The organism is Quisquiliibacterium sp. (assembly GCF_982640115.1).
The window spans coordinates 1-10,206 of sequence record NZ_CEXFHW010000148.1 but is presented as its reverse complement, the minus strand read 5'-3'; the positions used below and the strand labels follow the sequence as shown (position 1 = coordinate 10,206).

Here is a 10,206-nt window from a genome sequence, read left to right as displayed (position 1 = left end):
GAACACCAGCAGCGCCAGGCCGGCGATGAGCGTGGTGACGTTGGAGTCGAGGATGGTGGCCCAGGCGCGCTCGTAGCCGGTGGCGATCGCGGTCTGCGGCGGCATGCCGTTGCGCAGCTCTTCCCGGATGCGTTCGTTGATCAGCACATTGGCATCGATGGCCATGCCCAGGGTGAGCGCCACCGCGGCGATGCCGGGCAGGGTGAGCGTGGCCTGCAGCAGCGACAGCAGCGCCACCAGCAGCAGCAGGTTGACCGCCAGCGCCAGCGTGGAGAACAGGCCGAAGAGCAGGTAGTACGACAGCATGAACACCGCAATGGCGAGGAAGCCGTAGAGCGTGCTGTTGAAGCCCTTGCTGATGTTGTCGGCGCCCAGGCTGGGGCCGATGGTGCGTTCCTCGATGATCTCCATGGGCGCGGCCAGCGCGCCGGCGCGCAGCAGCAGCGCGAGGTCGTTGGCGGCCTGCGGGCTTTCCATGCCGGTGATCTGGAAGCGCGAGCCGAGTTCGGCCTGGATGGTGGCCACGGTGAGCACCTCGCCCTTGCCGCGCTCGAACAGCACCACCGCCATGGGCTTGCGGATGTTCTCGCGCGAGACCTCGCGCAGCACCCGCCCGGCGCCGTCATTGAGCTGGATGCCCACCGCAGCCCGCTGGTTCTCGTCGAAGGTGGCCTGCGCACCGGTGAGCTGTTCACCCGAGAAGATCACCTGCTTGCGCAGCACCACCGGTGCCCCGCGCCCGACCTTGAAGAGCTCGCTGCCGAAGGGCACCGGGCCTGCGCCGGTGAGCGCGGCCTGGGCTTCGGTGGAGCCGTCGACCAGCCGGGCCTCGAGGGTGGCGGTGCGGCCCAGGATGTCCTTGGCCTTGGCGGTGTCCTGCACGCCGGGCAGTTGCACCACGATGCGGTCTGCGCCCTGCTGCTGGATGACCGGCTCGGCCACGCCGAGCTCGTTCACGCGCTTGTGCAGCGTGGTGATGTTCTGCTTGAGCGCGTTGTCGAGCACCTCCTTGGCGGCTGGCGGGCGCAGGCTCACCACCAGCCGCGGCTCGGCGCTGTCGCCGGCATCGGCCGACTGCAGCGAGGGCTGGTTGTCGGCGATCAGGTTGCGGGTCCGGGTGCGGGTTTCCTCGTCGCGGAAGCGCACCTCGATGGTCTCGCCGGCCCGGGTGATGCCGGCGTGGCGCAGGTTCTTCTCGCGCATCAGCGAGCGCAGTTCGCCGGCGGTGGCGTCCAGGCGCTTGCTCATGGCCTGCTTCATGTCGACCTGCAGCAGGAAGTGCACACCGCCACGCAGGTCCAGCCCCAGGTACATGGGCAGGGCGTGCAGCCGGGTGAGCCAGTCGGGCGAGGCGGACAGCAGGTTCAGCGCCACCACATACACCGGATCGGCCGGGTCGGGGTTGAACTCGCGCTGCAGGGCGTCCTTGGCCTTGAGCTGGGAGTCGGTGTCGCGAAAGCGCGCCTTGATGGAGTTGCCGTCGAAGAGCACGCCAACCGCCGGCACGCCCGCCTTGCCCAGCGCGGCCTCCACCCGCGACATCATGGCCGCGTCGACCTTCTGCGTGGCCTTGGCGCTGGAGACCTGGACGGCGGGTGACTCGCCGAAGAAGTTGGGCAGCGTGTACACCAGACCGAACGCCAGCGTGATGGCGATGATGATGTACTTCCAGACCGGATAGCGGTTCATGGGCGGACTCGCGCGGCGCCGGCCGAGCAGGCCGGCCGGTGGATGGGACAGCGCAGGCTCAGATCGCCTTGATCGTGCCGTTGGGCAGCAGGGTCTGCACCGCCGCCTTCTGCACATGCAGTTCGATCGGGCTGTCGCCGGCGCGGGCGACCTCGACCGTGATGTAGGACTCGCCCACCTTGGCGATCTTGCCGACCACGCCGCCCGAGGTGACCACCTCGTCGCCCTTCTTGAGGGCCTCGAGCATGCCGCGGTGTTCCTTGGCGCGCTTCATCTGGGGCCGGATCATCAGGAAGTACAGCACGATGAACATCAGGATGATCGGCAGGAAGCCCATCAGCTGCTGTTCGGTGGAGCCGCCCGCGCTCTGGGCATAGGCCGTTGAAATCAGCATGTCTTTTCTCCGGGAGCTAACCGCGCAGTATAACCGCGCGGTGCGGACGGCCGTTTATCCCACGCCGCGGGCGCGGTCCTGCGCGAAGCGCTGCCGGAAGGCCTCGAAGCGGCCCTGCGCGATCGCCTCGCGAACCTCGCCCATCAGGCTCAGGTAGTAGTGCAGGTTGTGGATGGTGGCCAGGCGCGCGCCGAGGATCTCGTCGACCCGCTGCAGGTGGTGGACATAGGCGCGCGAGAAGTTGCGGCAGGCATGGCAGCCGCAGGTCTCGTCGATCGGGCGGGTGTCCTCGCGAAAGCGCGCGTTGCGCAGGCGAAGGTCGCCGAAGCGGGTGAAGAGCCAGCCGTTGCGCGCGTTGCGGGTGGGCATCACGCAGTCGAACATGTCGACGCCGCAGGCCACGCCCGCCACCAGGTCTTCCGGCGTGCCCACGCCCATCAGGTAGCGCGGTGCGGCGGCAGGCAGGCGCGGCGCGGTGTGCGCGAGCACCCGCATCATGTCCTCCTTGGGCTCGCCCACCGACAGGCCGCCGATCGCGTAGCCGTGAAAGCCGATGTCGACCAGACCGGCGAGCGACTCGTCGCGCAGCGACTCGAACATGCCGCCCTGCACGATGCCGAAGAGCGCGTTGGGATTGCCGAGCGCATCGAAGGCATCGCGCGAGCGCCGCGCCCAGCGCAGCGACAGCCGCATCGACTCGGCCGCCTGCGCCTCGGTGGCCGGCACGCCGTCGATCTCGTAGGGCGTGCACTCGTCGAAGATCATGGCGATGTCGGAGTTCAGCGAGCGCTGGATGCGCATCGACTCCTCGGGTGTGAGCAGCAGCCGGTCGCCGTTCACCGGCGAGGCGAAGCGCACACCCTCCTCGCTGATGCGGCGCATGCTGCCCAGGCTGAACACCTGGAAGCCGCCGGAATCGGTGAGGATGGGATGCTGCCAGCCGTTGAACCGGTGCAGGCCGCCGAAGGTGTCGATCACCTTCAGCCCGGGCCGCAGCCAGAGGTGGAAGGTGTTGCCCAGGATGATCTGCGCGCCCACGGTCTCGAGCTCGGCCGGGCTCATCGCCTTGACCGCGCCGTAGGTGCCCACCGGCATGAACACCGGGGTCTCGACCGTGCCGTGGTTCAGCGTGAGCCGGCCGCGCCGGGCAAGGCCGTCGGTGGCCAGGGTGTCGAATCGGAGCATGGTGGCGACCGGTGTCAGTGGGCCAGCGCGTCGTCGTCGCGCGTGAGCAGCATCGCGTCGCCGTAGCTGAAGAAGCGGTAGCGCTGCGCGATCGCGTGGGCGTAGGCCTCGCGGATGCGCTGCACCCCGGCGAAGGCCGACACCAGCATGAGCAGCGTGGAGCGCGGCAGGTGGAAGTTGGTGAAGAGCAGGTCGGCCACCTTCAGCCGGCAGCCCGGGGTGATGAAGAGCGCGGTCTCGCCCTGGCAGGCCGGCACCCGGCCCTGGTCGTCGGCCACACTCTCCAGGGTGCGCAGCGAGGTGGTGCCCACCGCGATGATCCGTCCGCCCGCGGCGCGGGTGCGGGCGATCGCCTGCGCGGTGGCCTGGGGCACGGTGTAGCGCTCGCTATGCATGCGGTGGGCCGCGACCTCCTCCACCCGCACCGGCTGGAAGGTGCCCGCGCCGACATGCAGCGTGACGAAGGCGGTGTCCACACCGGCCCGCGCCAGCGCCTGCAGCAGCGGTGCGTCGAAATGCAGGCCGGCGGTGGGTGCGGCCACCGCACCCGGCTCGCGCGCGTACACCGTCTGATAGCGCTCGTCGTCGTCGGCCCCGACAGGGCGGTCGATGTAGGGCGGCAGCGGCAGGCTGCCTTCGCGCGCCAGCACCGCGTCCACCGGCTCGGCGAAGTGCAGCGCGTGGAACTCGCCCAGCCGTTCGCCGACCGTGGCGCGAGCCTCGCCCAGCGCCAGCACCGTACCCGGTCGCGGCGTCTTGCTGGCCCGGATCTGCGCCACGGCGTCATGGGTGCCGGTGATGCGCTCGATCAGCACCTCGATCCGGCCGCCGCTGCCGGCCTTGGCACCGGTGAGCCGGGCGCGGATCACCCGGGTGTCGTTCATCACCAGCAGATCGCCGGCGCGCAGCAGGAGGGGCAGATCGGTCACGCGGCGGTCGGCGAGCGCGCCCTCGGGCGGCACCACCAGCAGGCGGCTGGCGCTGCGCTCGCGCGGCGGGTGCAGCGCGATCAGCGACTCGGGCAGTTCATAGTCGAAATCGGACAGTTTCATGTCGGCTCTGGCGGGCGGGCGCTAGGGTACACTGGGCCGGCCGCGGTAGTGCCGCAGGCCGCTGCCGTCGTCATCCTTCCCCATGTCGGACACCCTGCTCATTGCGCGCCGTTTCAACGGCCCGCCGGCCTCAGGCAATGGCGGCTATGTTGCCGGCCTGCTGGCCATCGCCCTGCGCGCGCAGCGCGGTCCTGCCCCGGCGGTCGAGGTCACCCTGCGCGCCCCACCGCCGCTCGACACGCCCCTCGCCCTGCGCGGTGATGCCACCGAGCCGCTGGGCCTGTGGCATGACGACCGGCTGCTGGCCGAGGCCCGCGGCGTTGCCCTCGCCCTCGCCGTGCCCCAGCCGCCCGACGCGCAGGCTGCGGCCGCCGCTGGGGCGCTGGGGCGCCTGCGGGCGGCCGGCCGCATCGGCAACAGCTACCTGTCCTGCTTCGGCTGCGGCGTGAGCCGCGAGCCTCATGACGGCCTGCGCATCGTGCCCTCGCCGGTGGGCGAGTCGGGGGTGGTGGCCAGCGACTGGACGCCGCACGCCGCGCTGGCCGATACCCGCGGCTGCGTGCCCGAGCCCATCGTCTGGGCCGCGCTCGACTGCCCGGCGGGCATCGCCTGGAACTACCGGCTGGTGGATGGGCCCCCGCTGGTCACCGGCCGCATGACCGTGGCGGTGGACGCCCCGGTGCCGGTGGGTGAGCCCTTGCGGGTGATCGGCTGGCCGATCGAGGCCGAGGGCCGCAAGCTGCACGCCGGCTCGGCGCTCTTTGACGCCGCGGGCCGGGTGCTGGCGCGCTCGCGCCAGGTCTGGATGCTGCCGCGCGGCTGATGGGGCCGCGCGGCCGGCCCGCGTCAGCGCGCGGTGTAGCCGCCGTCGATGGTGTAGTACGAGCCGGTGATGAACGAGGCCTGGTCGGAGCACAGGAATGCGATCAGGTCGGCGATCTCCTGCGGTTGGCCCAGGCGTCCGATCGGATGCTGCGAGATCAGGTGCTCGGTCATCGCCGGGTCGGCGAGGGCGCGGCTGATGAGCGGGGTCTCGATGAAGCCCGGGCCGATGGCATTGACCCGGATGCGGTCGGCGGCGTGGTCGAGCGCGGCCACCCGGGTGAGGCCGACCACGCCATGCTTGGAGGCGGTGTAGGCGGCCGTGCCGGCCAGACCCACCGAGCCGAGGATGGAGGCGAGGTTCACGATGGCCCCGCCGTGGCCGGCAGCGACCATGGCGCCGATCTCGGCCTGCAGGCACAGGAACACCCCGGTGAGGTTGATGCCGATGATGCGCTGCCAGTCGGCCACGCCATGGGTGGCCACCGGCTGGCGAACGCCACCCACGCCGGCGTTGTTGACCGCGATGTCCAGGCGCCCGAAGGCCTTCACGGTGGCGTCGACCATCGCCTGCACCGAGGCCGGATCGGCCACTTCCACCGGCACGAAGAGCGCCTCGCCGCCAGCCTGACGGATCTGCGCGACGGCGGCCTCGCCGGGCTCGGCCTGGCGGTCGGCCAGCATCACGCGGGCGCCACCGCTGGCCAGGGTGTGGGCGCAGGCCAGGCCGATGCCCGAGGCGCCGCCGGTGACCAGCGCCACGCGGCCCGAGAAATCATGGGGTGTCTTCATGCGCCGACTCTACCCGGGGCACCCCCGGCGCAGCCAGCGCCGGTTTGGTGCCGGGCATCCGAATCCGCATAATCCGTCTGCGATGCCGTGCCGGAGTGGTGGAACTGGTAGACGCGCCGGACTCAAAATCCGGTTTCCGAAAGGAAGTGCGGGTTCGATTCCCGCCTCCGGCACCACACCTCGAGTCCCTGGTCGTTCGCAATGCCGCTGCCTGGCGCGGTGTCGATTGCGTGCGTGCCCCGGGGCTAGAGCGCGATCAGATGGTGGGGCGTCTCGCCATCGACCTCGCGGCGCAGGTTCGCGGCCACGGTGCGGGCCAGGCGAGCCAGACCTTCGGGGCCGCTGGAGCCCGAGACATGCGGCGTGATGATCAGATTGGGCGCGTCCCACAGGGGATCGTCCGGCGTGAGGGGTTCCGGGTCGGTGACATCGAGCCCGGCCGCGGCGAGCTGGCCACTGCGCAGGGCCTGGGCGAGCGCGGCCGAATCGACGACATTGCCGCGCGCGACATTGACCAGCATCGCGCCCGGCCGGCAGGCGGCCAGGCGGGCGGCGTCGATCAGTCCCCGCGTGGCCGGGCTGGAGGGCACCGCCACCAGCACCATGTCGGCACGGCCGAGCGCGGCATCGAGCTGGTCGGCGGCGAGCACCTCGTCGACATCGGGCATCGGCCGCGCGGTGCGCGCCACCCCGATCACCCGCATGCCCAGGCCGCGCGCCCGCCGCGCGGCTTCTCGCCCGATGCTGCCGCAGCCGACGATGACCAGGGTGCGGTCCTGCAGCGTGCCCATCCGCGGGCCGATGCGGCCGGCGTCCCAGCTGCGCCGGGTCTGCGCCGAGAAGGCAAGCGGCAGGCACTTGACCATGGCCAGCATCAGCGCCACGGCGTGCTCGGCGACGGCCGGCGACCAGCTGTCGCCGGCGTTGGCCACCCTCACACCCGCGGGCACGCCGTGCTCGAGCAAGCCCTCGTAGCCGGCGGTGAGCAGCTGGATGAAGCGCAGCGCGCCGGCCTGCTCGCGCAGCACCCGCGCCACCTGGGCGTCGTAGGAGCTGCCCGGCATGACCAGGGCCCGGGCGCCGTCGAGCGCGGCCCGCAGGCTGTCGGCGTCGTCGACGAGGTGGCAGTCGAAATCCGGCTCCCGACCGAGATGGTCGAGCAGCGGGGCGCGGGCAAAGCGGGGCCAGAGGACGATCTTCATGGTGGGCGGACCATAGCCGCGTGGCGCGGCCAGCGTCAACCCGAGCCCGCGGCGGCGGGCCGATCGAACCCCCGCACGCGTCGGGGTGGCGGCGCTCGGACTATGATGGCCGCCGGCCGACCGGTCGCAGCGCTGCCCGACCGTCCCGCGCCGCCGCGCCGGCGTGCCCGACAACCCAGGAGTCCCTCGCGATGAACATTCCGCCCCGATCCCGATTCTCCCGCCGCCGCGCCCTGGTGATGGCGGCCGCTGCCGCGCCTGCCCTGCTCGGTGCGCCGGCGCGCGCCCAGGCCTGGCCTGCGCGACCGATCCGGCTGGTGGTGCCCTACGCCCCTGGCGGTGCCACCGACATCATCGGCCGCGCGATGGCCGCCGAGCTCACCAGGCAGCTCGGCCAGCCGGTCAATGTCGACAACCGGCCCGGCGCCGGCGGCAACATCGGCTCGGAGTTCGTGGCGCGCTCGACCCCCGATGGCCACACCCTGGTGGTCTCGCCCAGCAGCCTGCATGGCATCACCCCGTTCCTGTACTCCAAGCTGACCTACGACCCCAACAAGGACCTGGCACCGATCATCGTGATGGGAGCCTTCGCCAACGTGCTGGTGGTCAACACCTCGGTGAAGGCCGGCAGCGTGGCCGAACTGGTGGCGCTGATCCGCGCCAATCCCGGCAAGTTCAGCTACGCCTCGAGCGGCAGCGGGTCGACCATCCACCTGTCGGGCGAGATGTTCCGGCAGATGCTCAACCTCGACATCGCGCACATCCCGTACAAGGGCAGCGGGCCGGCCCTTACCGACCTCATCGGCGGGCAGGTGCAGCTGATGTTCGACAACATCCCGTCGGCGATCTCGCAGATCCGCGCCGGCAAGCTCAAGGCGCTGGCCACCACCGGTCCGAAGCGCGCCGCCGCCCTGCCGGATCTGCCGACCATGATCGAGGCGGGTTTCCCGAACTACCAGTCCACCGCCTGGTTCGGCCTGTCGGCGCCGGCGGGCACGCCGCGCGACATCATCGAGCGCCTCAACGCCGAGGGCCAGAAGGCGGTGCGCGCGCCCGAGTTCGTCAAGCGCATGAACGAGCTCGGCTACGAGATCGTCGGCGGCACGGCCGAGCAGATGGCCGCCATGATCCAGGACGAGTTGCGGCGCTGGGGGCCGGTGGTCAAGGCCTCGGGCGCCAAGGTGGACTGACCCCTCTTCCCTTCCAACCCCGCGAAAGCCTCGTCATGAAAACCCGTATCACCGAACTCTTCGGCATCGAGCATCCGATCATCCAGGGCGGCATGCACTATGTCGGCTTCGCCGAGCTCGCCGCGGCGGTCTCCAACGCCGGCGGCCTCGGCCTCATCACCGGGCTCACCCAGAAGTCGCCCGAGGCGCTGGCCAACGAGATCCGGCGCTGCCGCGAGATGACCGACAAGCCCTTTGGCGTGAACCTCACCTTCCTGCCCACGGTCTCTTCGCCCGACTATCCCGGCTACATCCGCGCGATCGTCGAGGGCGGCGTGAAGGTGGTCGAGACCGCTGGCAACAATCCGCAGAAGTGGCTGCCCGGCCTGCACGAGGCCGGTGTCAAGGTGATCCACAAGTGCACCTCGGTGCGCCATTCACTCAAGGCCGAGGCGATCGGCTGCGACGCCGTCAGCGTCGACGGCTTCGAGTGCGGCGGCCACCCGGGCGAGGACGACATCCCCAACTTCATCCTGCTGCCGCGGGCTGCCGACGAACTCAAGATCCCGTTCGTGGCCTCCGGCGGGATGGCCGACGGGCGCTCGCTGGCCGCGGCCCTGTCGCTCGGCGCCGACGGCATCAACATGGGCACGCGCTTCATTGCCACCCAGGAGGCGCCGGTGCACGAGAACGTGAAGAAGGCGATCGTGGCCGCCAGCGAGCTCGACACCCGTCTGGTGATGCGCCCGCTGCGCAACACCGAGCGCGTGCTGCGCAATGCCGCGGTCGACCGCCTTCTCGAGAAGGAGAAGACCCTCGGCGCCAACCTCAAGTTCGAGGACATCATCGACGAGGTCGCGGGCGTGTATCCGAAGATCATGCTCGACGGCACGATGGATGCCGGCGCCTGGTCCTGCGGCATGGTGGCCGGTCTCATCCATGACATCCCCACCGTCAAGGAACTGATCGATCGCATCATGGCGCAGGCCGAGTCGATCATCCGCGGCCGGCTCGCGCGTTTCGTCGCCTGAGTCCATCCGCGCGCGCACCGGCACCCGCCGATGCGCGCGCTCAAGGCGGCGCCGGGTGGGGGCGCGTCCAATGGAGGCGTGCCCCGTGCCCCGCCCGCCATGATCTTCCAGGACCGACTCGACGCCGCCGACCAGCTCGCCACCGCGCTGGCGCATTACCGCGACCGCCAGGCGCTGGTGCTGGCGATTCCGCGCGGCGCGGTCGCGATGGGCCAGCGGATCGCGCAGCGGCTTGGCGCCGATTTCGATCTGGTGCTGGTGCGCAAGCTGCGCGCACCCTTCTCGCCGGAGTTCGCGGTCGGCGCGGTCGACGAGACCGGCTGGTGCTGGCTCTCGCCCCATGCCCACGAGGTGGGCGCCGATCCCGGCTACCTTGCCGGCGAGCGGGCCCGGCAGCTCGATGAGCTGCACCGGCGGCGGCTGGCCTACTGCGGTGGCCGCCCGCCCGCGGACGCCGCGGGCCGCCTCGCGATTGTGGTCGACGATGGCCTTGCCACCGGCGCGACCATGATCGCGGCCCTGCATGCGGTGCGGGCGCAGGCACCGGCGCGGCTGGTGTGCGCGGTGCCGGTCGGCGCGCGCGAGAGCCTCGAGACGGTGTCGGCCTTTGCCGACGAGGTGGTCTGCCTGCACCGCCCGGCGCTGTTCGGCGCGGTGGGCGCCTTCTACCGCGATTTCCGGCAGGTGGACGATGCCGAGGTGACCGCGCTGCTCGGCCTGCGGGAGCCATCATGAACGGCCCGCGCCGCGTGGCGCAGAATGCCCTGGTGCGCATCGCCGGCGCGGCCGGGTTCCTGGAGGGGGAGCTCGCCTTGCCGCTGCAGCCCGCCGGCGTGGTGCTGTTCGCCCATGGCAGCGGTTCGTCGCGGC

Annotated in this window: 10 protein-coding genes and 1 tRNA gene; 5 read left to right on the top strand and 6 right to left on the bottom strand. The window is 71.3% G+C overall.

What is annotated here, in order from left to right; translation table 11 throughout:
* The 4 genes from secD to queA form a co-directional block, all read right to left on the bottom strand.
* The coding region (gene secD / locus AC2H6A_RS14800; RefSeq protein WP_484274370.1) for a protein translocase subunit SecD at positions 1-1,689 on the bottom strand (1,689 nt) is incomplete at its 3' end.
* 58 nt (positions 1,690-1,747) lie between these two features.
* Positions 1,748-2,083 (bottom strand): preprotein translocase subunit YajC, encoded by a 336-nt coding sequence (yajC, locus tag AC2H6A_RS14795; RefSeq protein ID WP_484274369.1) that lies wholly within the window; start codon positions 2,081-2,083, stop codon positions 1,748-1,750.
* 54 nt (positions 2,084-2,137) lie between these two features.
* The gene (tgt, locus tag AC2H6A_RS14790) at positions 2,138-3,268 is read right to left on the bottom strand and encodes a tRNA guanosine(34) transglycosylase Tgt (protein WP_484274368.1); all 1,131 of its coding nucleotides are present in this window, start codon (positions 3,266-3,268) and stop codon (positions 2,138-2,140) included.
* A gap of 14 nt (positions 3,269-3,282) precedes the next feature.
* On the bottom strand, positions 3,283-4,320 hold the full coding sequence (gene queA / locus AC2H6A_RS14785; RefSeq protein ID WP_484274367.1) for a tRNA preQ1(34) S-adenosylmethionine ribosyltransferase-isomerase QueA: 1,038 nt from the start codon (positions 4,318-4,320) through the stop codon (positions 3,283-3,285).
* A gap of 82 nt (positions 4,321-4,402) precedes the next feature.
* On the opposite strand from queA, the gene AC2H6A_RS14780 reads away from it, so the two are divergent.
* Entirely contained in the window at positions 4,403-5,143 is a 741-nt protein-coding gene (locus AC2H6A_RS14780) for a PaaI family thioesterase (RefSeq protein WP_484274366.1), read from the top strand.
* A gap of 23 nt (positions 5,144-5,166) precedes the next feature.
* On the opposite strand, the gene AC2H6A_RS14775 is transcribed toward AC2H6A_RS14780, so the two are convergent.
* A complete protein-coding gene (locus tag AC2H6A_RS14775; RefSeq protein ID WP_484274365.1) occupies positions 5,167-5,934 on the bottom strand; it encodes an SDR family NAD(P)-dependent oxidoreductase in 768 nt (255 codons plus the stop codon).
* An 89-nt stretch (positions 5,935-6,023) separates the two neighbouring features.
* On the opposite strand from AC2H6A_RS14775, the gene AC2H6A_RS14770 reads away from it, so the two are divergent.
* Positions 6,024-6,110: transfer RNA gene (locus tag AC2H6A_RS14770), tRNA-Leu, on the top strand.
* Positions 6,111-6,179: 69 nt separating this feature from the next.
* On the opposite strand, the gene AC2H6A_RS14765 is transcribed toward AC2H6A_RS14770, so the two are convergent.
* A complete protein-coding gene (locus AC2H6A_RS14765; RefSeq protein WP_484274364.1) occupies positions 6,180-7,136 on the bottom strand; it encodes a D-2-hydroxyacid dehydrogenase in 957 nt (318 codons plus the stop codon).
* A 191-nt stretch (positions 7,137-7,327) separates the two neighbouring features.
* On the opposite strand from AC2H6A_RS14765, the gene AC2H6A_RS14760 reads away from it, so the two are divergent.
* From AC2H6A_RS14760 to AC2H6A_RS14750, 3 genes are all read left to right on the top strand, one after another.
* A complete protein-coding gene (locus AC2H6A_RS14760) occupies positions 7,328-8,326 on the top strand; it encodes a Bug family tripartite tricarboxylate transporter substrate binding protein (RefSeq protein WP_484274363.1) in 999 nt (332 codons plus the stop codon).
* A 35-nt stretch (positions 8,327-8,361) separates the two neighbouring features.
* A complete protein-coding gene (locus AC2H6A_RS14755; protein ID WP_484274362.1) occupies positions 8,362-9,336 on the top strand; it encodes an NAD(P)H-dependent flavin oxidoreductase in 975 nt (324 codons plus the stop codon).
* A gap of 99 nt (positions 9,337-9,435) precedes the next feature.
* Complete coding sequence (locus AC2H6A_RS14750) at positions 9,436-10,071, top strand: phosphoribosyltransferase (protein ID WP_484274361.1); 636 nt, start codon at positions 9,436-9,438, stop codon at positions 10,069-10,071.
* The last annotated feature ends 135 nt before the right edge of the window (positions 10,072-10,206 follow it).

What these genes read in the sequence shown, in the direction of transcription:
- AC2H6A_RS14755 (WP_484274362.1), top strand. Translation starts at nt 8,362, where the DNA reads ATGAAAACCCGTATCACCGAACTCTTCGGCATCGAGCATCCGATCATC.
- AC2H6A_RS14775 (WP_484274365.1), bottom strand. Translation starts at nt 5,934, where the DNA reads ATGAAGACACCCCATGATTTCTCGGGCCGCGTGGCGCTGGTCACCGGC.
- queA (WP_484274367.1), bottom strand. Translation starts at nt 4,320, where the DNA reads ATGAAACTGTCCGATTTCGACTATGAACTGCCCGAGTCGCTGATCGCG.
- AC2H6A_RS14750 (WP_484274361.1), top strand. Translation starts at nt 9,436, where the DNA reads ATGATCTTCCAGGACCGACTCGACGCCGCCGACCAGCTCGCCACCGCG.
- yajC (WP_484274369.1), bottom strand. Translation starts at nt 2,083, where the DNA reads ATGCTGATTTCAACGGCCTATGCCCAGAGCGCGGGCGGCTCCACCGAA.
- AC2H6A_RS14760 (WP_484274363.1), top strand. Translation starts at nt 7,328, where the DNA reads ATGAACATTCCGCCCCGATCCCGATTCTCCCGCCGCCGCGCCCTGGTG.
- AC2H6A_RS14765 (WP_484274364.1), bottom strand. Translation starts at nt 7,136, where the DNA reads ATGAAGATCGTCCTCTGGCCCCGCTTTGCCCGCGCCCCGCTGCTCGAC.
- AC2H6A_RS14780 (WP_484274366.1), top strand. Translation starts at nt 4,403, where the DNA reads ATGTCGGACACCCTGCTCATTGCGCGCCGTTTCAACGGCCCGCCGGCC.
- tgt (WP_484274368.1), bottom strand. Translation starts at nt 3,268, where the DNA reads ATGCTCCGATTCGACACCCTGGCCACCGACGGCCTTGCCCGGCGCGGC.